General features: G+C 66.9%; 27 protein-coding genes and 1 other RNA gene. 17 read left to right on the top strand and 11 right to left on the bottom strand.

Going from position 1 to position 23,816, the window contains the following annotated elements:
- The first annotated feature begins 27 nt into the window (after positions 1-27).
- The 8 genes from AC27VL_RS11770 (at position 28) to AC27VL_RS11735 (ending at position 4,282) form a co-directional block, all read left to right on the top strand.
- The gene (locus AC27VL_RS11770; protein WP_025874200.1) at positions 28-249 is read left to right on the top strand and encodes a TIGR02449 family protein; all 222 of its coding nucleotides are present in this window, start codon (positions 28-30) and stop codon (positions 247-249) included.
- Positions 246-542 (top strand): cell division protein ZapA, encoded by a 297-nt coding sequence (locus AC27VL_RS11765; protein ID WP_100553461.1) that lies wholly within the window; start codon positions 246-248, stop codon positions 540-542. The genes AC27VL_RS11770 and AC27VL_RS11765 overlap by 4 nt, the downstream gene beginning before the upstream one ends.
- A 97-nt stretch (positions 543-639) precedes the next feature.
- Positions 640-825: non-coding RNA, 6S RNA (ssrS, locus tag AC27VL_RS11760), on the top strand.
- Between the two features lie 83 nt (positions 826-908).
- Positions 909-1,502 carry a 5-formyltetrahydrofolate cyclo-ligase gene (locus AC27VL_RS11755; RefSeq protein WP_205405180.1) on the top strand — a complete coding sequence of 198 codons (594 nt, stop codon included), beginning with the start codon at positions 909-911 and terminating at the stop codon, positions 1,500-1,502.
- Entirely contained in the window at positions 1,499-1,978 is a 480-nt protein-coding gene (locus tag AC27VL_RS11750) for an EVE domain-containing protein (protein ID WP_089236678.1), read from the top strand. Before AC27VL_RS11755 ends, AC27VL_RS11750 begins: the two co-directional genes overlap by 4 nt.
- Positions 1,979-2,002: 24 nt before the next feature.
- Positions 2,003-2,650, top strand: coding sequence for a ribose-5-phosphate isomerase RpiA (gene rpiA, locus AC27VL_RS11745; RefSeq protein WP_340570801.1), 648 nt, complete (start codon positions 2,003-2,005; stop codon positions 2,648-2,650).
- 21 nt (positions 2,651-2,671) lie between these two features.
- A complete protein-coding gene (locus tag AC27VL_RS11740) occupies positions 2,672-3,118 on the top strand; it encodes a DUF192 domain-containing protein (protein WP_488766543.1) in 447 nt (148 codons plus the stop codon).
- 318 nt (positions 3,119-3,436) lie between these two features.
- Positions 3,437-4,282, top strand: a complete 846-nt coding sequence (locus AC27VL_RS11735; RefSeq protein WP_089236681.1) for a SirB1 family protein — start codon at positions 3,437-3,439, stop codon at positions 4,280-4,282.
- 71 nt (positions 4,283-4,353) lie between these two features.
- Here the strand turns inward: AC27VL_RS11735 and AC27VL_RS11730 are convergent, their stop codons facing one another.
- Positions 4,354-4,578 carry a rubredoxin gene (locus AC27VL_RS11730; protein WP_025874193.1) on the bottom strand — a complete coding sequence of 75 codons (225 nt, stop codon included), beginning with the start codon at positions 4,576-4,578 and terminating at the stop codon, positions 4,354-4,356.
- A gap of 34 nt (positions 4,579-4,612) precedes the next feature.
- Between AC27VL_RS11730 and thiE the strand changes: the two genes are divergently transcribed.
- Complete coding sequence (gene thiE / locus AC27VL_RS11725) at positions 4,613-5,248, top strand: thiamine phosphate synthase (RefSeq protein ID WP_488766540.1); 636 nt, start codon at positions 4,613-4,615, stop codon at positions 5,246-5,248.
- A gap of 15 nt (positions 5,249-5,263) precedes the next feature.
- The gene (hemL, locus tag AC27VL_RS11720; RefSeq protein ID WP_488766538.1) at positions 5,264-6,553 is read left to right on the top strand and encodes a glutamate-1-semialdehyde 2,1-aminomutase; all 1,290 of its coding nucleotides are present in this window, start codon (positions 5,264-5,266) and stop codon (positions 6,551-6,553) included.
- 134 nt (positions 6,554-6,687) lie between these two features.
- Here hemL and azu read toward each other — a convergent pair whose 3' ends face one another.
- The gene (gene azu / locus AC27VL_RS11715; protein ID WP_100554198.1) at positions 6,688-7,137 is read right to left on the bottom strand and encodes an azurin; all 450 of its coding nucleotides are present in this window, start codon (positions 7,135-7,137) and stop codon (positions 6,688-6,690) included.
- A gap of 122 nt (positions 7,138-7,259) precedes the next feature.
- Between azu and AC27VL_RS11710 the strand changes: the two genes are divergently transcribed.
- Entirely contained in the window at positions 7,260-7,862 is a 603-nt protein-coding gene (locus AC27VL_RS11710; protein WP_488766535.1) for an HAD-IA family hydrolase, read from the top strand.
- 149 nt (positions 7,863-8,011) lie between these two features.
- On the opposite strand, the gene AC27VL_RS11705 is transcribed toward AC27VL_RS11710, so the two are convergent.
- Positions 8,012-9,238, bottom strand: coding sequence for an acetylornithine transaminase (locus AC27VL_RS11705; RefSeq protein ID WP_488766533.1), 1,227 nt, complete (start codon positions 9,236-9,238; stop codon positions 8,012-8,014).
- Positions 9,239-9,301: 63 nt separating this feature from the next.
- On the opposite strand from AC27VL_RS11705, the gene AC27VL_RS11700 reads away from it, so the two are divergent.
- Positions 9,302-10,174: an ion transporter gene (locus AC27VL_RS11700; protein ID WP_089238093.1), complete on the top strand. Its 873-nt coding sequence runs from the start codon at positions 9,302-9,304 to the stop codon at positions 10,172-10,174.
- 117 nt (positions 10,175-10,291) lie between these two features.
- On the opposite strand, the gene AC27VL_RS11695 is transcribed toward AC27VL_RS11700, so the two are convergent.
- Positions 10,292-11,110, bottom strand: coding sequence for an SDR family oxidoreductase (locus tag AC27VL_RS11695; protein WP_093817934.1), 819 nt, complete (start codon positions 11,108-11,110; stop codon positions 10,292-10,294).
- A gap of 107 nt (positions 11,111-11,217) precedes the next feature.
- On the opposite strand from AC27VL_RS11695, the gene AC27VL_RS11690 reads away from it, so the two are divergent.
- Positions 11,218-11,901, top strand: coding sequence for a hypothetical protein (locus AC27VL_RS11690; RefSeq protein ID WP_488766530.1), 684 nt, complete (start codon positions 11,218-11,220; stop codon positions 11,899-11,901).
- A gap of 94 nt (positions 11,902-11,995) precedes the next feature.
- On the opposite strand, the gene AC27VL_RS11685 is transcribed toward AC27VL_RS11690, so the two are convergent.
- Positions 11,996-12,658 (bottom strand): serine/threonine-protein kinase, encoded by a 663-nt coding sequence (locus AC27VL_RS11685; protein ID WP_191078547.1) that lies wholly within the window; start codon positions 12,656-12,658, stop codon positions 11,996-11,998.
- A gap of 85 nt (positions 12,659-12,743) precedes the next feature.
- Between AC27VL_RS11685 and AC27VL_RS11680 the strand changes: the two genes are divergently transcribed.
- Positions 12,744-14,741, top strand: a complete 1,998-nt coding sequence (locus tag AC27VL_RS11680) for a bifunctional DedA family/phosphatase PAP2 family protein (protein WP_488766528.1) — start codon at positions 12,744-12,746, stop codon at positions 14,739-14,741.
- Between the two features lie 261 nt (positions 14,742-15,002).
- Here AC27VL_RS11680 and AC27VL_RS11675 read toward each other — a convergent pair whose 3' ends face one another.
- From AC27VL_RS11675 to AC27VL_RS11665, 3 genes are all read right to left on the bottom strand, one after another.
- Positions 15,003-15,581, bottom strand: coding sequence for an LON peptidase substrate-binding domain-containing protein (locus tag AC27VL_RS11675; protein WP_089236694.1), 579 nt, complete (start codon positions 15,579-15,581; stop codon positions 15,003-15,005).
- On the bottom strand, positions 15,578-16,942 hold the full coding sequence (gene mpl, locus AC27VL_RS11670; RefSeq protein ID WP_488766526.1) for a UDP-N-acetylmuramate:L-alanyl-gamma-D-glutamyl-meso-diaminopimelate ligase: 1,365 nt from the start codon (positions 16,940-16,942) through the stop codon (positions 15,578-15,580). The genes AC27VL_RS11675 and mpl overlap by 4 nt, the downstream gene beginning before the upstream one ends.
- A gap of 328 nt (positions 16,943-17,270) precedes the next feature.
- Positions 17,271-17,834: an adenylate kinase gene (locus AC27VL_RS11665; protein WP_025874177.1), complete on the bottom strand. Its 564-nt coding sequence runs from the start codon at positions 17,832-17,834 to the stop codon at positions 17,271-17,273.
- Positions 17,835-17,970: 136 nt separating this feature from the next.
- Between AC27VL_RS11665 and AC27VL_RS11660 the strand changes: the two genes are divergently transcribed.
- Both AC27VL_RS11660 and AC27VL_RS11655 read left to right on the top strand, forming a co-directional pair.
- Positions 17,971-19,227 carry a 6-phosphofructokinase gene (locus AC27VL_RS11660; protein ID WP_025874176.1) on the top strand — a complete coding sequence of 419 codons (1,257 nt, stop codon included), beginning with the start codon at positions 17,971-17,973 and terminating at the stop codon, positions 19,225-19,227.
- A gap of 114 nt (positions 19,228-19,341) precedes the next feature.
- Positions 19,342-19,731 (top strand): DUF488 domain-containing protein, encoded by a 390-nt coding sequence (locus AC27VL_RS11655; RefSeq protein ID WP_312705176.1) that lies wholly within the window; start codon positions 19,342-19,344, stop codon positions 19,729-19,731.
- Between the two features lie 79 nt (positions 19,732-19,810).
- Here the strand turns inward: AC27VL_RS11655 and AC27VL_RS11650 are convergent, their stop codons facing one another.
- Positions 19,811-20,314, bottom strand: coding sequence for a hypothetical protein (locus AC27VL_RS11650; protein WP_099821616.1), 504 nt, complete (start codon positions 20,312-20,314; stop codon positions 19,811-19,813).
- 291 nt (positions 20,315-20,605) lie between these two features.
- On the opposite strand from AC27VL_RS11650, the gene AC27VL_RS11645 reads away from it, so the two are divergent.
- A complete protein-coding gene (locus AC27VL_RS11645) occupies positions 20,606-22,633 on the top strand; it encodes a sodium-translocating pyrophosphatase (protein ID WP_100460264.1) in 2,028 nt (675 codons plus the stop codon).
- A 37-nt stretch (positions 22,634-22,670) separates the two neighbouring features.
- Here AC27VL_RS11645 and AC27VL_RS11640 read toward each other — a convergent pair whose 3' ends face one another.
- Positions 22,671-23,390, bottom strand: a complete 720-nt coding sequence (locus AC27VL_RS11640) for an energy transducer TonB (protein WP_488766522.1) — start codon at positions 23,388-23,390, stop codon at positions 22,671-22,673.
- Positions 23,387-23,812 (bottom strand): TonB system transport protein ExbD, encoded by a 426-nt coding sequence (gene exbD, locus AC27VL_RS11635; RefSeq protein WP_488766520.1) that lies wholly within the window; start codon positions 23,810-23,812, stop codon positions 23,387-23,389. Before exbD ends, AC27VL_RS11640 begins: the two co-directional genes overlap by 4 nt.
- Positions 23,813-23,816 lie beyond the last annotated feature (4 nt).

Genomic DNA, 23,816 nt, shown 5'->3' with positions numbered 1-23,816 from the left:
CTGACCCGGCTTGCCTATCGTGCGGGCATGGAACCCGCCGATCCCCTTGCCCAGCTGCAGGCCTTCGCCGCCCGTGTGGAGGCGTTGCTCGACCGCAACCAGCGGCTGGCCGAGGAGAACCGCAGCCTGCGCCATCAGCAGGAACAGCTGGTGGCCGAACGCTCGACGCTGCTGGCCAAGAACGAGCAGGCGCGTTCGCGGGTGGAAGCGATGATCACCCGGCTCAAATCCCTGGAGCAGCACACATGAGTGCCGAACCGGTCAGCGTCCGCATCCTCGACCGTGAATACACGGTCGGCGTCGGTGGCGATGAACGCGACAGCCTGATGGCGGCCGCCCGCCTGCTGGATGCGCGCATGCGCGAGATCCGTGGCAGCAACCGGATGGCCGCCGTCGACCGCATCGCGGTGCTGGCAGCGCTCAACCTGGCGCACGAACTGCAGCAGCTGCGCGATGAGAACGCCCGCCAGGCGGTGGCCCTGCAGCAGACCCTGGCCGACCTGAACCGGCGTCTGGACCGGGCAATCGACAGCAGCACGTGAAAAAGGCGCGGAATGCGCCTTCTCTTTTCTGAATTGGCACGCACTGTTGCCGACGAACGGCCTATCCAGATCCTGCGTGCTGGCTATAATGGCGACGCGTTCTCTGCGGTACTCGACGGCATGTGCAAACATTCGCCTTGTCCCTTAAGAACGACACCGGGAGCGCGACAGCGCCGGGAGTGCAGGTCCGCCTTGCAGCGGGAAGCCCGATGGTTCTCCAACGTTCCCACTTGAGCCCGCGGGTTCAAGGTCGTTTCGCATGCATCGACATTGCGGAGAATGCAATATTCCAGCAAGGGCGGCGTCTTCGGGCGTCGCCCTTGTTCTTTCCGGCACAATGACGGCTGATCCTTGCCGCACGCTGCCATGACCGACCCGCGACAGGCCTTGCGCCACGACCTGCGGCAACGCCGCCGCGACCTTTCCGCCCCCGCCCGTATCGCCGCTGCCGAATCGCTGGCCGATGCACTGCTGACGTTGCCGTTCGCCCCGCACGAAGGCGCCGTGGCCGGCTACTGGGCGCTGGATGGCGAGATCGCCCTGCACCGCTGGCAGCTGCAGCTGCCCGGCACGCTGCGTTACTGCCTGCCGGTACTGCACGGCGACGTGTTGCGCTTCGCGCCCTGGCGCCCCGGCCAACCGCTGACCAGCAACCGTTACGGCATCCCCGAACCGGACATCGCCATCGAAGACACGCTGGAACCCGCGCAGATGGCCCTGGTGGTGACGCCGCTGGTGGGCTTCGACGCACAGTGCCGGCGGCTGGGAATGGGAGGCGGCTGGTATGATCGCAGCTTCGCCTTCCGCCATGATCGGCCGGCGCCACCCTGGCTGGTCGGCGCGGCATTCTCGGTGCAGCAGGTCGAGTCCTTGCCGGTAGCGTCCTGGGACGTGCCGGTGGATGCGATCTGCACTGAAGCCGGCACCCTGCTCCCTTCCGCTGCCCCCGTGAACGCATGACCGCCCGCAAGCGCTACTGGCTGATGAAGTCCGAACCGGACGCCTTTTCCATCGATGACCTGGCCAAGGTCAAGGTTGAACCCTGGAACGGCGTGCGCAACTACCAGGCGCGCAATTTCATGCGCGACGGCATGCAGGTCGGCGACGGCATCCTGTTCTACCACTCCAATACCAAGGTGCCCGGCATCGTCGGCCTGGCCACGGTGGCCAGCGCGGCCTACCCGGATGACACCCAGTTCGATCCGAAATCCGACTACCACGACCCCAAGAGCACGCGCGAGAACCCGCGCTGGATGCTGGTGGACGTGGCCTTCGACCGCAAGCTGAAGCAGGTGATCGCGCTGGACGAGATCAAGCTGCATGCCGAGGAACTCGGCGAAGGCTTCCCGCTGGTTGCCAAGGGCAACCGCCTGTCGGTGTTCCCGGTGACCGCTACGCAGTGGAAGCTGCTGCTGTCGCTGGAAAAGAAATCCTGATTCCCTGCCTGAGAGCTCCCCGCAATGTCTGAAGCCAAGCGCCTGGCCGCCGAAAAGGCCATCGAGTACGTCGAAGACGGCATGATCGTCGGTGTCGGTACCGGCTCCACCGTCGCCTATTTCATTGATGCGCTGGCGCGCATCCAGCATCGCATCAAGGGTGCGGTGTCCAGTTCCGAGCAGAGCACCGCGCGCCTGAAGCAGCACGGCATCGAGGTGATCGAACTGAACCACACCGGCACGCTGTCGCTGTACGTGGATGGCGCCGACGAGTGTGATGCCAACAAGTGCCTGATCAAGGGCGGCGGCGCTGCACTCACGCGCGAAAAAATCATCGCCGAGGCCAGCGAGCGCTTCGTCTGCATCGTCGACCCGAGCAAGCAGGTGCCCGTGCTGGGCAGGTTCCCGCTGCCGGTTGAAGTGATCCCGATGGCACGCAGCCTGGTTGCCCGCCAGATCCGCGACATGACCGGCGGCCAGCCGACCTGGCGCGAAGGCGTGGTGACCGACAACGGCAACCAGATCCTGGACATCCACAACCTGCAGATCACCGATCCGGAGAAGCTGGAGCGCGAGCTCAACCAGTTGCCGGGCGTGGTCTGCGTCGGCCTGTTCGCACGTCGTCGTGCCGATGTGGTGATCGTCGGCGGCGAGCCGCCGGTCGTGCTCTGACCCTTTCGAAGGACCCTGACGATGTCGCTGCTGCGCCCACTGCTGATGCTCCCGCTGCTGGCCCTGGCCGGCTGCGCCACCGATGCCGCCCGCCACTGGGTGGAACTGGGCGGCGCACGCTATGACGTTGAACTGGCCACCAACGATGAAACCCGTGCGCGTGGGCTGATGTTCCGCGACCAGATGGCCGAGGACCACGGCATGCTGTTCGTGCATGACCGCGAGGAAATGCAGGCGTACTGGATGAAGAACACCAAGATCGCTCTGGATATCCTGTACTTCGACAGCGAGCGGCGGCTGGTGAGCCAGCAGCGCGACGTGCCGCCCTGCTCGGCCGGCGACATGTGCCCGCCCTACCCCAGCGGCGGTCCGGCGCGATTCGTGCTGGAGCTCAATGCCGGCCAGGCGGAGAAGCTCAAGCTGAAGGATGGTACCGAGCTGACCTTCGGCCCGGGCATCGAGAAGTAAAGGTTCGGCCGGGCTGCGCCCGGCACCCGCCGAATCAACATCAAATGCAACATCTGGGCGTCCGAGGGATGGCGGGGCGATGTGGGCTTGCAGGACACGCCGTGAACCCATCCCTGGGGGCTCGTAGGCGCCATCCATGGCGCCTGCGGTCCTGCAAGCCCACACCGCCCCACCTCTGACAGTTTCCCGCTGCTGTTGGTAGGTGTCGACCTTGGTCGACACGGTAGATCCACGCCATGCGTGGATGGGAAATCGGTGGGATGAGAAATTCACGCCGCACTGCTTGAAACCGCCCACGATTGCCGCCAGTCTGTGGACATGCAGGACCGGATCACTCTCCCCGACTGGGATGCACTGGCCGCCTTCGACGACGAGGCGCTGCCACTGCTGCCGACCGCGTTGCTGATCGCGCGCGATGAATATCCCGATCTGCAGCCGTCGACCTACGATGCGCTGGTGCAGAGCCACGTCGAGCACCTGCGCGCCGAGGTGGACAGCATTGAGCACAGCCCGCTGAAGATGGCCGCCATCAACCGGCATCTGTTTGATGAGCTGGGTTACAGCGGCGACCACCAGGAGTACTACGACCCGCGCAACAGCTACCTCAACCAGGTCTTCGAGCGCCGTCTCGGCAATCCGATCTCGCTCGCGCTGGTGCAGATGGAAGTGGCGCGACGGCTGGGCATTCCGCTGGACGGGGTGTCATTTCCCGGTCATTTCCTGGTGCGCCTGCCGGTCGACGATGGCGTGCTGGTGATGGACCCGTTCAACGGTGGCCGCCCGCTGGACGTGGACGAACTGCGCGAACGCGCCAAGTCGCACCTGGGCGGGCAGATGCCCGACGACCAGGTGCTGGCACAGATCCTCGATCCTGCACCGAGCCGCGCGATCCTGATCCGCATGCTGCGCAACCTGCATGGGGTCTATGCCGAGGCCAGCGAGTGGGATCGTGCCGCGCGCAGTGCCGACCGCCTGCTCAAGCTCGCCCCCGAACAGGACGATGCCCTGCGTGATCGCGGCCTGGCCTATCTGCAGCTGGACTACCTGGCCGGCGCCCGCACCGACCTGGGCCTGTACCTGAAGCGCAACCCCGAGGCCAGCGACGCGCAATGGCTGCGCGAGAAGCTGATTGATCTCGGCGGGCCGGCACCACGGCTGCATTGAGGTTATCCGGTGTGCGGACCAACGGTCCGCACCCACCGGTAGCGCCGGGCCATGCCCGGCGGCGATTGCGCTCAATCGATCTCGACCATCTCGAAATCGTCCTTGGTCACGCCGCAATCCGGGCATGTCCAGGTCTCGGGGATGTCTTCCCAGCGCGTTCCTGGAGCGATGCCCTCTTCCGGCAGCCCATCCGCTTCGCGGTACAGGAATCCGCAGACCACGCACATCCAGGTACGCAGGGTGGTGGGGGTGGCTTCGCTCATCGGATAATCAGGGCTGGATTCACGGGCCGCCATTGTCCCATCGCGGTCCACTCACCGGTAGCCATCGATGACTTCTGCTTCCCCGACGCCCCGCGGCGTCTACCTGATCACCCCGGATGAACCCGATACCGCCCGCCTGCTGGCGCGCACCGCGCCGCTGCTGGCCGCCGGTGCCACCTGGCTGCAGTACCGCAACAAGACCGCCAGCGATGCCCTGCGGCGGGAACAGGCCACGGCCCTGCAGGCCTTGTGCGCCGCCCATGGCGTGCCGCTGATCGTCAACGACGCCCCGGAACTGGCCCAGGCCATCGGCGCGGCCGGCGTGCACCTGGGCGGCACCGACGGTGACATCGGCGCCGCGCGCAGCCTGCTCGGCCCCGACGCCATCATCGGCGCGTCCTGCTACGACCAGCTGGCCAATGCCGAGCGTGCCGTGGCCGAGGGTGCCAGCTACATCGCCTTCGGCGCGTTCTTCCCCACCACCACCAAGGTCACCAGCAGCCGCGCCCACGTTGACCTGCTGCGGCAAAGCGCCGCACTGGGCGTGCCTCGGGTGGCCATTGGCGGCCTGAGCCCGGACAATGTCGGTCCCATCATCGATGCCGGCGCCGATCTGCTGGCCGTGGTCAGCGGCATCTACGCCGCGCAGGACCCGGTCGCGACCCAGCGCGCCTACCTCGCCCGTTTCGATACGCCGCAGTAATCCCCAGGAAACCCCATGAACCACGACCAGTCCCACGCCCTGTTCTCCCGCGCCCAGGAACTGCTGCCCGGCGGCGTCAACTCACCGGTGCGCGCGTTCAAGTCGGTCGGCGGTGAACCCTTCTTCGTCGAGCGCGCCGACGGCGCCTACCTGTACGACGTCGACGGCAACCGCTACATCGACTACGTGGGTTCGTGGGGCCCGATGATCGTCGGCCACAACCACACCGCCGTGCGCCAGGCAGTGAAGAAGGCGATCGACAACGGCCTGTCCTTCGGTGCGCCGTGCGCAGCGGAAGTGACCATGGCCGAGACCATCACCCGCCTGGTGCCGTCGTGCGAGATGGTGCGCATGGTGAACTCCGGTACCGAGGCTACCCTGTCGGCGATCCGCCTGGCGCGCGGTGCCACCGGCCGCAACTGCATCGTCAAGTTCGAAGGCTGCTACCACGGCCACGGCGACTCGTTCCTGGTGAAGGCCGGCAGCGGCATGCTGACCCTGGGCGTGCCGACCTCGCCCGGCGTGCCGGCCGGCCTGAGCGAACTGACCCTGACCCTGCCCTACAACGACTTCGAGGCGGCCACCGCCCTGTTCGAGGCCCGCGGCAGCGAAGTCGCCGGCCTGATCATCGAACCTGTGGTCGGCAACGCCAACTGCATTCCGCCGCGCGAAGGCTACCTGCAGCACCTGCGCGCGCTGTGCACGCAATACGGCGCCCTGCTGATCTTCGACGAAGTGATGACCGGTTTCCGCGTTGCCCTTGGCGGTGCGCAGGCGTACTACGGCATCAGCCCGGACCTGACCACCTTCGGCAAGATCATCGGTGGCGGCATGCCGGTGGGTGCCTACGGCGGCCGTCGCGAGCTGATGCAGCAGATCGCCCCCGCAGGCCCGATCTACCAGGCCGGCACGCTCAGCGGCAATCCGGTGGCGATGGCCGCCGGCCTGGCCATGCTGGAACTGATCCAGCAGCCGGGTTTCCACGACGATCTGAGCGCGCGCGCCGCACGCCTGTGTGCGGGCCTGGAAGCGGCCGCCGCCGATGCCGGCGTAGCGGTGACCACCACCCAGGTGGGCGCGATGTTCGGGCTGTTCTTCACCAGCGAAAAGGTGGAGACCTATGCCCAGGCCACGGCCTGCGACATCCCGGCATTCAACCGCTTCTTCCACGCGATGCTGGACCAGGGCGTGTTCCTGGCACCGTCTGCGTACGAAGCCGGCTTCCTGTCCAGCGCACACGATGATGCGGTGATCGAAGCGACGCTGGCAGCGGCGCGCGTGGCGTTCAAGGCGGCCAAGGGCTGAGCCCCGCCGTGGTGGGTGCCGACCTTGGTCGGCACTTCCATCCACGCATGGCGTGGATCTACTGATCACTGTGCTTCATCCACGCATGGCGTGGATCTACTACCAGAGCCACGCCATGCGTGGCTGCTGCGCACTCAACCGAAGACGAACTTGCCCTTCATCATTGCGAAGTGGCCGGGGAACGAGCAGAAGAAGGTGTAATCACCGCCCTTCTGCAGGCCCTTCGTGGAAAAACGCACGCGGGTGGTCTCGCCACCACCGATCACCTTGGTGTGGGCCAGAACACGCTTGTCGGCCTTCGGCAGGTAGCTGTCGGCCAGGGTCATGCGCATGCCCGCCATCGCCACCGGCTGGTAGTCAGCGGTGCGGGTCAGCACCCAGTTATGGCCCATCGCGGTGGCGGCCAGCTTGCCGGTGTGGCGCAGGGTCAGGTCCACTTCGCTGCAATCGGCGGCCACCTTGATCTCGCGGCTGCTGAAACTCATCTGGTCGGTGCTGTCGATGCTCACCGCACATACGCGCGCCATCGCCGACGGCGCCAGCATCAACGCGCCCAGTCCCACCGCTACCATCCAAGCCTTCATCATCGCGTCTCCTGCAGGTTCGATGGCCATTCTAGGCAGCGGCCTGCGCGCCCGGCTGCGACCGTGTGTCGCAGTCGGGGTCCAGGGTTTGCGTGGGGATACGGCAATGGCATGCTCGACGGATGCGGATCGACCTTCTCCTGCTCGATGTCGATGGTGTGCTGGTGCAGTACCAGCGCGCGCAGCGCGTGCTGCACCTGGCGCAGGCGCTGGACGTGCCGACCGCGCACGTGCAGGCCGCGCTGTACGACAGCGGACTGGAAGCGGCACACGACAGCGGTACGCTGGATGGCGCGCGCTATCTGGCCCGGCTTGGCGAACTGCTCGGCACAACGGTAACGCTGCCAACCTGGATCGCCGCACGCTACGCGGCCAGCCACCCGCAACTGCCGGTACTGCAACGGCTGCAGGCACTGCAGGTGCCTATCGCGGTGCTGACCAACAACGGTGCGTTGATGACGCAGGCGCTGCCGACGCTGCTGCCGCAGCTGTTTCCTGCATTGCAGGATCGCGTGTTCTGTAGCGCGGATTTCGGCCTGCGCAAACCTGCGCCGGAGGTGTTCCTGCGCACGCTCGCAGCCCTCGGCGTGGCACCGGCGCACGCGCTGTTCGTCGATGACCTGTTCGCCAACGTGCGCGGTGCGCGCGCGGCGGGCCTGCACGCGGAAACCGTGCAGGACGGACGCGGACTGGGCAAGGTACTGAAGCGCTACGCGGTACGGTGATCCGCAATTCTGTAGAGCCGAGCCCATGCTCGGCTGCTGTTGCCTGACATCGCGATGAGCCGAGCATGGGCTCGGCTCTACGGAGGTTCCGCAGCAGTAGGGTCGGATCCCTGTCCGCAGGAGAGGGATCCGACCCCGACGTCGGGGCTTCAGCGCGCTGCGACGAACGCAGCAATCGCCGCGCGCAGGCGCTTCAGGCCTTCGGCCACTTCTTCGTCGGTGATGTTCAACGACGGCACGAAGCGCAGCACGTCCGGACCCGCCTGCAGGGTCAACAAGCCCTGTTCGGCGGCGTGGTCGAGGATGGCGCCAGCCTGGCCAGCAAACTCCTTGCTCAGCACCGCACCCAGCATCAGGCCGCGACCGCGCACCTCGCTGAACACCTTGAACTCGTCATTGATGCGGGCGAAGCCATCGCGCAGTGCCTTCGACTGGCGACTGACATTGGCCGCGATCTCGGCCGAAGCCAGCTTGCGCAGCGCCACTCGAGCGACAGCCGCGGCCAGCGGATTGCCGCCGAAGGTGGTGCCGTGGGCACCGAACTGCATGGTCTCGGCCACCTTCGGGCCGGCCAGCATCGCACCAATCGGGAAACCACCACCCAGCGCCTTGGCCAGGGTCACCATGTCCGGCACCACGTCGTCCTGCCAGTGCGCGAACAGCGTGCCGGTGCGGCCCATGCCGGCCTGGATCTCGTCCATTACCAGCAGTGCGTTGTGCTGGTCGCACAGTTCGCGTACGCGCTTGAGGAAGCCGGACTTGGCCGGCATCACCCCGCCCTCGCCCTGGATCGGCTCCAGCATCACCGCCGCCACGTCGCCAGCCGCCATCGCGGTTTCCAGCTGCACCTCATCGTTGAAGTCGATGTAGCGGAACCCCCCCGGCAGCGGCTCGTAGCCTTCCTGGTACTTCGGCTGCGCGGTGGCGGTCACCGCACCCATGGTGCGGCCGTGGAAGCTGCCGCGGAAGGTGATGATCACGCGCTTGTCGGCCGGCCGGCCTTGGCTGGAGGCCCACTTGCGGACCATCTTGATCGCCACTTCGTTGGCTTCGGCGCCGGAGTTGCACAGGAACACGCGCTCGGCGAAGCGGCTGGACTTCACCAGTTCCTCGGCCAGGTGCAGCGGCGGCGCGCTGTAGAACACGTTGCTGGTATGCCACAGCTTGCCGGCCTGTTCGACCAGCGCGGCGACCAGGTCCGGGTCGTTGTGGCCCAGGCCGCACACGGCGATGCCTGCGGCCAGGTCGATGAACTCACGCCCCTGGCTGTCCCACACGCGGGCGCCCTGGCCTCGCTCCAGCACCACCTGGCGGGGCTTGTACACCGGCAGGTAGTAGTGCGACAGGGAGATCAGCGGATCGGTAGCGGCGGTCATGGCAGTCGGCAGGGTTCAGGAACGCCCATTCTCGCGCCGGAACCCGTGCGGCACAATGCACGCATGCGACCGTTTTCCGCCCCCCAGCTGAACCCCGCCACCGAGACCGGCTGGCGCCGCCGATGGTTCGACATCATCTATCGCCACGACAGCCGGCCCTCGCGCAATTTCGACCTGCTGCTGGTGTACGCGATCATCGCCAGCGTGCTGGTGGTGATGTTCGACAGCGTGCAGCGTTTCCACATCGCCCACGCCGACTGGCTGTACGTGCTGGAATGGGGCTTCACCATCCTGTTCACCGCCGAATACGTGCTGCGCCTGGCGGTAGTGAAGCGCCCGCTGCGCTATGCGGTGAGCATCTGGGGCATCATCGACCTGGCCTCGATCCTGCCGACCTATCTGTCGCTGTTCATTCCCGGTGCGCAGAGCCTGCTGGTGGTGCGCGCACTGCGCATCCTGCGTGTGTTCCGCATCCTCAAGCTGACCCGCTACATCGAAGAGAGCGGCGTGCTGATGCAGTCGCTGTGGCGCAGCCGGCGCAAGATCCTGCTGTTCCTGTTCACGGTGGTCACCATCACGATCATCGCCGGCACCCTGATGTACGTGATCGAGGGGCCGAACCATGGCTTCACCAGCATCCCCAGCAGCATGTACTGGGCGGTGGTGACGATGGCCACGGTCGGCTTCGGCGACATCGTGCCGCAGACCGTGCTCGGCCGCTTCGTCACCTCGGTGCTGATCCTGATCGGTTACAGCATCATCGCCGTGCCCACCGGCATCTACACCGCCGAGCTGGCCAGCACCATGCGCGATGCCGAACTGGCCGCGCGCCGCGATGCCCGTGGCTGCCCGCACTGCGGGCTGGAAGGCCACGAGCCCGATGCGCGGCACTGCCGCAAGTGTGGCGGACCGTTGCCGGATACGTTCAGCCACTGACGATGATGCCGGCCAGCGGCCGGCACTACCAATGCCTGCGACAGTAGATCCACGCCATGCGTGGATGAAGTCTCGCCGAACGGCAGTAGATCCACGCCATGCGTGGATGCTCCTGGCTCAATCCAGGAACAGATCCGGCAGCAACGGACGCGACGCATCCACCGCATATCCTGATAGATCGGTCACGCCGGCTTCGGCCAGCACTTCGTCATCGATCAGGAAACGACCGTGGAAACCGGCCGCCTCGCGCACCAGCACCGCATGTGCGGCATCGGCCATGATCTGCGGTGTACGGCAGCCGCCGACGTCCACGCCGGGAATCATGTTGATCGCATCGGTGGCAATGACCGTGCGCGGCCACAGCGCATTGACCGCCACGCCCTGCGGGCCGAACTCGGCGGCCAGGCCGAGGGTGACAAAGCTCATGCCCATCTTCGCCAGCGTGTAGCCGGTATGCGCGCCCCACCACTTGGGATCGAGGCTCGGCGGCGGTGCGAGGGTCAGGATGTGCGGGTTCGGCGCCTGCAGCAGGTACGGCAGGCAGGCCTGCGCGCACAGGAAACTGCCGCGCGAATTGACCTGCTGCATCAGGTCGAAGCGCTTCATCGGCGTGTCCAGGGTGCCGCGCAACCAGATGGCGCTGGCGTTGTTGACCAGGATGTCGATGCCACCGAAGGTGTCCACGGTGGCGGCAACCGCCGCCTGCACCTGGTCTTCTTCACGGATGTCGCACTTCAGCGCCAGGCCCTGGCCACCGGCTGCGGTGACGGCCTCGGCGGCGCTGTGGATGGTGCCCGGCAGCTTCGGATTGGGCACCGACGACTTGGCGGCAATGGCGACGTTGGCGCCATCGCGCGCGGCGCGCAATGCGATCGCCAGGCCGATGCCACGCGAGGCACCGGTGATGAAAAGGGTTTTGCCCTGCAGACTGCCCACGTTCCACACTCCAGCGTATGCAATGAGCCGCTAGTATGCCGCGCCGACGCGGAGTTCACCGCACGTTGACGATACTGGCGCCCCGGTCACTGCACGAGGTCCATGCCATGCGCTGTTCCCGCCTGTTGTTGCCTGCCCTGAGCCTGGCCCTGCTTGCTGCCTGCCAGGGCCGTTCGCCTGAACCCGGCAACGCGCCGGCCAAGGATGACGCCGCCAGCGTCGACAAGGCGGCCGGTGATGGCAAGCTGCGCTGGAGCGAGGCCGTTGTCTGGGATGGTGACCTCAACGCCTGCCGCCAGGGCGACAGCGCGGCCACCCGTGATTGCCTTCGCGATGCGATGCGCGCCGGCGGGGCGAGTGCCGATGCGGTCACCGCCGCCGAACAGCTTTCCACCGGTGGCGAACTGGCCTACGTGACCGCCTGGCATGAACATGACGGCCTGGGCGTGGCCACCGTCGAATACCCGTTCCGCGCCAACACCAATGAAGGCACGCGCCTGGTCGATGCTGGAGGCAAGCGTATCGACGTGGATGCAGTGCAGCTGGACGACACGCTGCGCGCCGATCCCGGCGTGCAGGAGGTGCTGAAGGCGAACCCGCAGGCCACGCCGTTCGCGCCGGCGCAGGCCGCGGGTACTGCAGCACTGGACGGCGGTGGCATCCGCCTGCTGTACCGCACGCCGCTGCGCGATTGCCATGCGTGCCCGGATGTGGGGCAGCTGCAGATCGGCTATGACTTCGACGGCAAGCGCAACTTCATCGGCCAGCAGGTGGTACCGGTGACGCCGTAGTAGTTCGCCGCGCCATTCGGTAAAGCGCATCCACGCATGGCGTCGATCTACTGGTACCCGCGCACCTGCTTGCTGAGCTGCGAAGGCAGCGCGCTCACGGCTTGGGCCCCTGCCCTTCGTTGTCTTCCCAATGCAGGATGCGGCGGGTGACGAAGCGGTAGACCGGCTTGCCGGTGGCGAACCAGAGGTCGCGCACCCACGAGGTGCGCTTGAGCACGCGCTTCTCCACCGGCGTCAGCGACGCGCGGCAGTACATGCGCTTGTGCTTGAGCAGGTGGCGCAGGTCTTCGCGCGCCAGCAAGCGCATCCAGCGCGAGCGCGGGTCGCCGATCACCGCCAGCTGGAAGTCGATCAGCGCCGGTCGACCGTCCTCGGTCACCAGCCAGTTGGCTTCCTTGGCCAGGTCGTTGTGGGCCACACCGCGTCGATGCAGCTGTTGCAGCAGGCGACGCGCGGCGCGGAACCAGGCCACATCACCGCGCGGCGGGCGCTGGTACATCGCATCGCCGGCCATGAAGCTGCGGTCCAGGTTGCGGCCATTCCAGTCCAGCAGTTGCGGCACGTCGGCCATGCCGTGGATGTGCTTCAGCGCGCGCGCTTCGCGCCGCGCCAGCCACCACGCAGGCAGCCGCAGCCACAGCGGCGTGGCCCCCAGATCGCGGCGCACGAAGGGGCCTTCCGGGCCCTGCACGAGGAGGATCCGGCCAAAGCTGTCGGCCTTCAGTGCATGCGTTGGCGCGTCGTTGGATACAGGCATGGCGACATTCTAGGCGATGGCGATGGTTGCAAACGGTCACCAAGCGGCTGGGAACCAGTCACCTTCACGCCTCTATAATCGGGAAATGGACTCTTCATGGATCGACGCCACCCTCGCGTGGATTGCCGCTCATCCCGTGTTGGCGGGTGCGGTCATCTTTCTGATCGCCTTCTGCGATGCGGTCATCATTCTTGGCGCCATCGTGCCAGCGCTGCCGTTGCTGTTCGCCGTCGGCGTGTTCATCGGCCTGGGCCAGATCTCCGGGCCATATGCAGTTGCGGCTGCGGCGCTGGGTGCGTTCGCCGGTGATGGCATCAGCTACTGGATAGGCCGGCGCTGGGGCGATCGCCTGCGCGGCGTCTGGCCGTTCAGCCGCTACCCGCAGCTGCTCGACCGGGGCGAGAACCTGTTCCGCCGCAATGCATTCAAGAGCATCCTGATTGCCCGCTATGTCGGCGCGATCCGGCCATTCGTGCCCGCCATTGCCGGCATGATGAAGATGCCCGCCAGCCGTTACGTACAGGCCAGTGGCATCGCCAGTATTTCCTGGGCTGTGCTGTTCCTGGCCCCGGGCTGGATCCTCGGCGAGGCCTACGACACCGTCGCTGCAGTTGCCGGCCGGCTGGTCGTGGTGGCGGGCCTGCTGGCGGTGATCCTCAGCCTGGTCTGGGCCATCGTGCTGTACGGCTATCGCTGGTCGGCCGCACGCATGGACAACTGGCTGGCCCGCCTGCTCGACTGGTCCAACCGGCACCCGACACTCGGTCGCTACACCGTCGGCGTGCTCGACCCGAAGCGCCGCGAGTCGGTACCGCTGGCGATGCTGGCGCTGATGCTGCTGCTGTTGGGCTGGGGCTGGTTCGCCCTGTTGACCGTGGTGGTCGCCCATGGCGAGCCCCTGGCGGTGGATCTTCTGGTGCACCAGGCAATGCTGGCCCTGCGCAATCCGCTGGCCGATTACCCGATGGCCGCTTTGGCGTCGTTGGGCGCATGGCAGGTGCTGCTGCCGGCAACCGCTGCAGCGATGGGCTACCTGATCTGGCGCCGGCGCTGGATGGCGGCCGCCCATTGGCTGGCCGCATTGGCCTTCGGCCTGGCCCTGACCAAACTGCTCGGCGCCACCGTCGATGTGGTGCGCCCGATCGATGCCAGCAGTGGCTTCGGCTTCCCGTCGGTGTCGGTGACCATGGCCACCATCACCTTCGGCTTCTTCGCGGTGCTGATCGCCCGCGAAATGCCCGGCCGCACCCGCGTCTGGCCGTACCTGGTATCGGGCATCGTGGTCAGCCTGATCGGCTTCTCGCGCTTGTACCTGGGCGCGCACTGGCTGAGCGATGTCATCGGCGGCATGTTGTTCGGCACGTTCTGGCTGCTGGTGCTGGGCATCGCCTACCGTCGCCGCTTCAACCGCTCGTTCTGGGTCAAGCCGGTGGCCTGGCTGTTCTACGGCGTCTTCGCGGTGGCGGCGATGTGGTACGCGCCGCGCAACATCGCCATCAAGCTGGAACGCTTCGAGCCGACCCTTCCGGCGCCGCTGGCGATGGACGCGCAGGCCTGGTGGCAGCACGACTGGGCGAAGCTGCCGGCACGCCGCAACGAATTCGACGATGACCAGCGCTGGCCGCTGGACGTGCAGGTGGCTGGCCCGCTGGCGCCGCTGCAGGCGCAGCTGGAAGCGCGCGGCTGGCAGGTGCAGGCCCAGGCCGGCTGGCAGGAAGCGCTGCTGATGCTGGACAAGAACACCGGCGCCGATGAACTGCCGGTGCTGCCGGCGACACTGGATACGCGCGTCGAAGCGCTGCTGATGGTGCGCCAGGGCGCGCAGGCCGATGAGCGCTACGTGCTGCGCCTGTGGCAGGCACCAGCGCAGCTGCAGCCGGGCGACACGCCGTTGTGGCTGGGCAGCGCGCAGACCCTGCGCTACGAGCGTCACTTCCAGTGGATCGGCATGTGGCACCCGGTACGCGGGATCGATCCGGCGTTGAACGCGGTGAAGGAAGCGGTGCAGGCGCTGCCTCAGCAGGAAGCCGTGCACCCGGAAACCGGCCTGCCGGTGCTGCGGTTGAAGACCACCGCGCCCTGATGGATCCGCCGGGCATGGCCCGGCGCTACCGCCTCCGCTCTGGTAGTCGCCAACCTTGGTTGGCGCTTCCGGCAAAGGCTGCCAACCAAGGTTGGCATCTACCGGTTCTGTCCTGATGGATCCGCCGGGCATGGCCCGGCGCTACCGCCTCCGCTCTGGTAGTCGCCAACCTCGGTTGGCGCTTCGGCAAAGGCTGCCAACCAAGGTTGGCATCTACCGGTTCCGTTTTGGTTGGCGGCTGCCGGTCTCGGCGTTCCGTCGTTACGGCATCCAGCCCAGCAGCTGCTGCAGGCGCTGGTGCGGGTCGTCCAGCTGCAGCAGCTGCAGGCGCTGCTGTTCGCTCAGCGGCAGCAGTTCGCCCAGCCGCCAGCTGACCCAGCTGGCCTGGTCCATCAAGGCCGGCGTGGCCGGTGCGAATGCCGTGCCCGCCTGCTCGATGATGTGGTCCAGTACCGTCGCCAGCAGCGCATGCTGCGGACGCAGTTCGTCATCGGGATCCTCATCGCACCAGCGCACATCGGCCACCACCAACCCGTTGTCGCGCACGCGCGTGCGCTCGACATGGAAACGGCGGGTGCCGCGCAATCGCAGCTGCAGCACGCCATCGGCGCCGACGTCGAAATCCTCGATCTTCACCTGCACGCCGAAGGCGGCCGGCGTTGCCGGCGCTCCCACTTCGTGCCCTTCCAGGATCAGGCAGACACCAAACCCTTCGCCGCTGCGGCCGGTTTCGCGGACCAGATCCAGGTAGCGCGGCTCGAAGACGCGCAGGCCGATGGCCGCTCCCGGAAGCAGCGTCGTATGCAGCGGGAACAGCGGAAGCGAACCCTCGCCGCTCATCGTGCCTGCAGTCCTGCCAGGAAGCGGCGCGGTGCGCCGTCGAAGCCGCCGTTGGACATGAACACCACATGGTCGCCGCTGCGCACATCGGTCTGCAGCTGCGCCAACAGCGCGTCGGTATCGGCCACCGCGTGCGCCTCACCGCGCACCGCGGCGATCACTGCGGCCGCATCCCAGGCCAGCTCCGGGCGGTGCAGGAACACCACCTCATCGGCGAGTGCCAACGACGGTGCCAGCGCTTGTGCGTGGGCCCCGAGCCGCATCGAATTGCTGCGCGGCTCCATCGCCACCACGATGCGCGCATCACCGACCCTGGCACGCAGGCCTTCGAGGGTGGTCGCAATCGCGGTCGGGTGATGGGCGAAGTCGTCGTAGACGGTGATGCCATCGTGGTTGCCGATCACTTCCATGCGCCGCTTGACGCTGCGGAAGCGCGCCAGCGCCGGGATCACCTCGGCCGGCGCGACACCCACTGCATGTGCAGCGGCCAGTGCGGCCAGGCCATTGAGCACGTTGTGCCGGCCCAGCAGCGACCAGTGCACATCGCCCAGTGCCTGCCCGCGATGATGGACGCGGAACGCGCTGCCATCGGCGGCCAGCAACTCGGCATGCCATTCCAACGACGGATCGAAACCGAAGCGCTCGACCGGGGTCCAGCAGCCCATCGCCAGCACTTCGGCCAGGTGCGCGTCTTCGCCGTTGACGATCAGGCGGCCGCGCGCCGGCACGGTACGCACCAGGTGGTGGAACTGGCGCTGGATCGCCGCCACGTCGGGGAAGATGTCAGCGTGGTCGTATTCGAGGTTGTTGAGGATCGCCACCAGCGGCCGGTAGTGCACGAATTTGCTGCGCTTGTCGAAGAACGCGGTGTCGTACTCGTCGGCCTCGACGACGAACTCGCGGCCCTGGCCCAACCGGGCGGACACGCCGAAGTCCTCGGCCATGCCGCCGATCAGGAAGCCGGGGGAGCGACCGGCATTCTCCAGCAGCCAGGTCAGGATGGTGGTGGTGGTGGTCTTGCCATGGGTGCCGGCCACGGCCAGGGTATCGCGGCCCGGCAGGACCTGCTCGGACAGCCACTGGGCGCCGGAAATGTAGCGCTGGCCGGCATCCAGGACGGCTTCCACCGCCGGGTTGCCGCGCGACAGCGCATTGCCGATCACCACCTGCCCGGTGCCTTCCGGCACGCTGTCGGCGCGGTAGCCCTGGTCCAGGGTGATGCCCAGCTGCTCGAGCTGGGTCGACATCGGCGGATAGATGGCCTGGTCGCTGCCGCTGACCGTATGGCCCAGTTCCCGCGCCAGGGCGGCCACGCCACCCATGAAGGTGCCGGCGATTGCAAGGATATGTACGCTGCTCATGACCGGGGATTGTGACCGATCACGGCTGTATAGGGCCATTGTCGGCAGAAGGGTAAGAGAACCCCTACAGTCACTGTGAGAAAACTCCAGTCGCATGTCAGGGAATTCCCGATAGCGATGTTCTGTGAACCCGGACACAATTCAGGATGCCAGCCGCAGTACCCGAACCGGTCCTACTCCCCAAGAGGCCATCCCCAAGGGAGCTCATGCTGTGGGGGCCCTGAGCAAGCCCTTTGCTGGCACCTATGAAACGAATCAGGCCTGATCCTCGCGGATCAGGCCTGTTTTTTTTGCGCCTGCGGCGGCCGGCATCGACCGGCCAGCCGGGTCAGCGCTTGATCGCCGCCAGGATGCGGGCTTCGATCTCGTCGAGCTCGCCGACGCCATCGACGCGGGCCAGGGTGCCACGACCAGCGTAGAAGTCGACCACCGGAGCGGTCTGCTCGGTGTAGACCTGCAGGCGCTTGCGCACCGATTCCGGATTGTCGTCGGCGCGCCCCTGTTCCTGCGCACGGCCGGCGATACGCTCGACCAGCAGCTCGGTGGCCACGTCCAGCTGCACCACGGCATCCAACGGCTGGCCGATCTCGGCCAGCATGCCGTCCAGCGCGTTGGCCTGGGCCACATTGCGCGGATAGCCGTCAAGGATGAAGCCCTTGGCGACATCGGCCTGGGCCAGGCGCGACTTCAGCATGCCCAGCAGGATCTCATCGGACACCAGGTTGCCGGCATCCATCACCGACTTGGCCTGCTTGCCCAGCTCGGAGCCGGCGGCGATTTCCGCGCGCAGCATGTCGCCGGTGGAAATGTGGGCGATCTCGAGCTTTTCCTTCAGGCGCGTCGCCTGTGTCCCCTTGCCCGAACCGGGCGGTCCCAACAGAACCAATCGCATTGACCTGACTCCAACGTGTTGAAAATAAAGAAGGTTCGCGTCCCGGACGGTCCGGTATCGCTGCACCGCAATAGCGCCACTTTAGCGCATCCGGGTAATGTCCCTGCAATGTCCCCTCCCCCGAGCAGGTAGAAGCATGCGCAATGGCACCCTCCTTTACGCCCAGTCAGGCGGCGTCACCGCCGTCATCAACGCCACGGCCGCAGCGGTGATCGAACAGGCCCGCGCCAAGGGAATCAAGGTCCTGGCCGCGCGCAACGGCATCCTTGGCGCCCTGCGCGAGGAGCTGATCGACACCAGCAAGGAGAGTGCTGCGGCCATCCGCGCCCTTGCCCACACCCCCGGCGGCGCGTTCGGCTCGTGCCGGGTCAAGCTGAAATCGCTGGAGGCCGACCGTGCCCGTTACGACCGCCTGCTGGAGGTCCTGCGCGCCCACGACGTGCGCTGGTTCCTCTACAACGGCGGCAACGACTCGGCAGACACCGCCCTGAAGGTATCGCAGCTGGCAAAAAGCTCCGGCTACGACCTGACCTGCATCGGCGTGCCCAAGACCATCGACAACGACCTGGCGGTGACCGACACCTGCCCCGGCTTCGGTTCGGCGGCCAAATACACGGCCGTGTCCGTGCGCGAAGCGGCGTTGGACGTGGCGGCCATGGCCGAGACCTCCACCCGCGTCTTCATCTACGAGGCGATGGGCCGCCACGCCGGCTGGCTGGCTGCAGCCGCCGGCCTGGCCGGTACCGGCGAGGACGACGCCCCGCACATCATCCTGCTGCCCGAGCGCGCCTATGACGAGGCCGCGTTCCTGGCCAAGGTCAAGGCCGTGGTGGCACGCGTGGGCTACTGCGTGGTGGTGGCTTCGGAAGGCATCGCCACCGCCGATGGCCGCTTCGTCGCCGACGCCGGCGGCGGCAAGGACTCCTTCGGCCATTCGCAGCTGGGCGGCGTGGCCGCGCATCTGGCCGGGCGGGTCAAGGACCAGCTGGGGCTGAAGGTGCACTGGGCCCTGCCCGACTATCTGCAGCGATCGGCCCGCCACCTGGCCAGCAAAACCGACTGGGAACAGGCCCAGGCGGTGGGCAAGGCGGCAGTGCAGCTGGCGCTGAAGGGACAGAACGGGGTGATGCCGGTGATCGTGCGCAGCAGCGATGCGCCCTATCGTTGGAAGATCGAGGCAGCGCCGCTGTCGAAGATCGCCAACCATGAAAAGAAGATGCCGGCCAGCTTCATCCGCCGCGATGGCTTCGGCATCACTGCCAAGGCGCGGGCCTACCTGCAGCCGTTGATCAAGGGTGAAGCACCGTTGCCCTACGGTAGTGATGGCCTGCCGAAGTACGTGACGCTGAAGAACGTCGCGGTGAAGCAGAAACTGCCAGCGTTCGAAGGCTGACCCCCAAGGGGACGGAGGGGATTAAGTCGTATACGCCCCTCCGTCACTTCCACCAGCGTCAGCGTGGGTCGGATACGACTTAATCCCCTCCGTCCCCTTTTCAGGAGGAATGCCATGGCGTTGCGTGTTGTTCGACTTGGCTCACCGCGGGCGCCCGGTGAAGGCCTGCGCATCGGCACTGTGCGGCGCCCGCCGCGCGGTGTGCCGCGCAGCGAGTTCGCGAAGCAGGACTGGTACGACGTCTGGTTTCCTACGCTGTCTCCCAGCGCGGAGCTGGTGAAACAGGCGCACGAGGCGAAGACCGCCGCCGACTGGACGGCGTTCTTCCGTCACTACAAAGTCGAAATGAAGGCACCCGATGCGGCGCACGCGCTGGACCTTCTGGCGGCACTGTCGCAGCACAGCGATATCGCGGTGGGCTGCTATTGCGAGGATGCGGCGCACTGCCACCGATCGGCACTGCGCGAACTGCTGGTGGCGCGCGGGGCGAGGCTTGCGGATTGATCGCGGGGTTGCCGGCCAGCGGCCGGCACTACCTAGGTCTCGCTTGCAGTAGATCCACGCCATGCGTGGATGCTTGGCCTCAATTGCAGGCCTTGCCTTCCATCTGCAGCTGCGCGGCGAACATCGTCACCTGCGGGATCTTGCCGGCGGCGGCCTGCTTCTTGGCTTCTTCCAGATAGATGCGCGACTGGCCCTGTCCATCCAGCGCCTGCGCGTTGTTCACCGGCAGACGCCACACCCGCACCACCGCCTGCTGCGCCGGGCAGGCCGCATTCGGAACCCGGATCACATCATTGAGCTTCCAGCCCTTGTCGGCGCTCGGTTGTGCCTTAGCGTAGTCGACAAAGCGGGCGCGCGGCTGGCACTGCTCGCTGGTGCGCACCGCCGAGAAACGATAGGGCTCCGCGGCCTGGCCGGTGAACGCGCCTTCCAGGCGGGCACAGGCCTCGGGAATCTGCCGCAGCGTATGCACCGCGCCGACCGCCTGCGGTGCACCGACCGCGCGCTGCAGTTCGGGTGCTTCCGCCGCGAAGGCAGGCAGGGCCGGGGCCAGAACGGCAAGCATCAACAGGGACAGGCGCATGGGGATTCTCCGACAGGACTGCGCGCAGGCTTGCAGAGGTTGGCTTAACGGGGTGCAAAGGCGCATCCATCGAGCAACCGCTGCGCTCGCCGGGCGCGGCTAGTCGAGCATGGCTCGACTCTACAACTAGCCGGACGCATACTGCGGACACCAGGGAATGCTGAACACCGCCATACGTCGGACGACCACCAAGGTCGGTACGGGTTGGTTCCAGGCTGCAGCCCGTCGTCCCCCTCGTGGTGCAGTTCATCGCCACTGGATGCTTGTCCATCCATTCTGCGGAGGGGTCTAATGCTGGAACGTCACGGGCTGTCATTGGCGCTGGGCTGCGCCATTCTCGCGATCCTGTACGGAATCGTCTCGGCGCGCTGGATCCTGCGCCAACCCACCGGCAATGAACGCATGGTCGCCATCGCCACGGCCATCCAGGAAGGCGCGCGCGCCTACCTCAACCGTCAGTACCTGACCATCGGCATCGCGGGCGTGGTGCTGTTCGTGCTGGTCGGCATCTTCCTGAGCTGGTACACCGCGATCGGCTTCGCGGTCGGTGCGGTGCTGTCCGGCGCAGCGGGCTACATCGGCATGAACGTGTCGGTGCGCGCCAACGTACGCACCGCAGAGGCCGCGCGCCATGGCATCAGTGCGGCGATGGACGTTGCGTTCCGCGGCGGTGCGATCACCGGCATGCTGGTGGTCGGCCTGGGCCTGCTCGGCGTGGCCGGCTACTACGCACTGCTGCTGCGGCTGGGCCTGCCGATGGAACAGGCACTGCATGCACTGGTCGGCCTGGCCTTCGGCTCATCGCTGATCTCGATCTTCGCGCGTCTGGGCGGCGGCATCTTCACCAAGGGGGCCGATGTCGGCGCCGATCTGGTCGGCAAGGTCGAAGCGGGCATTCCCGAGGACGACCCGCGCAACCCGGCGGTGATCGCCGACAACGTCGGTGACAACGTCGGCGACTGCGCCGGCATGGCCGCCGATCTGTTCGAGACCTACGCTGTCACCGTGATCGCCACCATGCTGCTGGGCAGCCTGATGCTGGCCGAAGCCGGTGCCAATGCGGTGCTGTATCCGCTGGTGCTGGGCGGTGTTTCGATCATCGCTTCGATCATCGGCGCGCTGTTTGTGAAGGTGAAGCCCGGTGGCTCGATCATGGGAGCGCTGTACAAGGGCGTGATCGTCTCCGGTGTGCTGGCAGCGATCGCGTTCTATCCGATCACCACAGGTCTCATGGCAGACAACGTGCATGGCCCTGTCGCACTCTACGGCTGTGCGTTGATCGGCCTGGTGTTGACCGGCCTGATCGTATGGATCACCGAGTACTACACCGGCACCCAGTACAAGCCGGTGCAGCACGTGGCGCAGGCTTCGACCACCGGCCACGGCACCAACATCATCGCCGGCCTCGGCATCTCGATGAAGTCCACGGCGCTGCCGGTTATCGCCGTCTGTGTGGCGATCTGGGGCGCGCACGCGCTGGCAGGCTTGTACGGCATCGCCATCGCCGCCACCGCAATGCTGTCGATGGCGGGCATGATCGTCGCACTCGACGCCTACGGGCCGATCACCGACAACGCCGGTGGCATCGCCGAGATGGCCGAACTGCCCTCGGAGATCCGCGACATCACCGATCCGCTCGATGCGGTGGGCAACACCACCAAGGCAGTCACCAAGGGCTATGCCATCGGTTCGGCAGCACTGGCCGCGCTGGTGTTGTTCGCCGACTACACGCACAACCTGCAGGCGGCCAATCCCGGCCAGGAGTTCCGCTTCGACCTCAGCGACCACACGGTGATCATCGGCCTGCTGATCGGCGGCCTGATTCCCTACCTGTTCGGCGCGATGGCGATGGAAGCGGTCGGTCGCGCGGCCGGCGCGGTGGTGGAGGAAGTGCGGCGGCAGTTCCGCGAGATCCCCGGCATCATGCAGGGCACCGCCAAGCCGCAGTACGACAAGGCGGTGGACATGCTGACCCGCTCGGCGATCCGCGAAATGATCGTGCCGTCGCTGCTGCCGGTCGCCGTGCCGGTGGTGGTCGGCCTGCTGCTGGGGCCACGCGCGCTGGGCGGCCTGCTGATCGGCACGATCGTCACCGGGCTCTTCGTGGCCATTTCGATGACCACCGGCGGCGGTGCCTGGGACAACGCCAAGAAGTACATCGAGGATGGCCACTTCGGCGGCAAGGGCAGCGAGGCGCACAAGGCGGCAGTGACCGGCGACACCGTGGGTGATCCGTACAAGGACACCGCCGGCCCGGCGATCAACCCGCTGATCAAGATCATCAACATCGTGGCGCTGTTGCTGGTGCCATTGCTGTAGATCCACGTCATGCGTGGATGGCGGCCCCCGCCGCCGATCACCGTCCGCGCAGATAGAACGCCACTGGCACCATCACTTCTACCGGGTCGCCGGCCACATCGGCCGGCGGCACCGGCACCGGGCTGGCGCGCTGCACGGTGTCCAGTGTCTCCTGGTCGAGCAGTGCGAAGCCGCTGCTGCGCTCGATACGTGGCGCCGACACACGGCCGTCGCGGGCAACGGCAAAGCGCACATAGGCCACGCCCTGCTGGCGCAACCGTTCGGACTGGCGTGGATAGCGCCGATGCTGTTGCAGGTGTCCCAGCAGCAACCCCTGCCAGGTGGCGTTGGCACTGCTGCGTTCGCCAGCGGTGGTACGCGGTGCAGCGTAACGTGCTGCTGCCTGTGCAGGAACGTCCGGCGGCGCCAGCGTGCGATCGACGTTGGCGTCCGCAGCGTCCTCTGTCGGCTTCGCAGCTGGCTCGAGCGGGGGCGCAAGTTCCCCTTGTGGCAGCGCCGGCGCTTTGATCTGTTCGTGTTGCTTCGGCATGGTCACGCGCCGCTGCTGCTCCTGCTGCAACGGTCCGGCGGGCAGCGCGCGCGGCGGTACCGGCGGCGCCTGCGCGGCGGGAGCCAATTCCAGCATCAAGGCGGCAGGAGGTGCCACTGCTACGACCGGCGGCGTGCGCGACGCCCACCACCACAGCGTACCGATCAGCACCGCATGTGCCAGCAGTACGATCGCCAGGCTGGCTGCCCAGCGCTGCAGCCCGCTCATCGAGCGCCCTGCTCCAACCCGACCAGGGCGACCTTCAGGTAACCGGCACTGCGCAATGCGTCCAGCGTCGCCATCAGGTCTCCATAGGAGACGCGCTGATCGGCACGCAGATAGAGACGCTGCGACGTATCGCCATGCGTTGCCGAGCGCAGCGCGTTGGCGAGGCCATCGCTTGCCACCGGCGCCTCGCCCACCCGCAGCGACAGGTCGGCCTGCACGGTCACATACACCGGCGCATTTTCTGCCGGCGTCGCCTGCGCACTGCTGGCGGGGAGCTGTACCGGCACCGACACCGTAGCCAACGGCGCGGCCACCATGAAGATGATCAACAGCACCAGCATCACGTCGATGAAGGGCGTGACATTGATCTCGTGGGCTTCTTCCGGGGTGTCATCGCGTCCGGATGCGGTCCTGATCGCCATGGCG

The organism is Stenotrophomonas sp. 14P6.2.3 (assembly GCF_057799055.1).
The sequence above is the reverse complement of the archived record's forward strand: the minus strand, read 5'-3'. Positions and strand labels throughout refer to the sequence as shown.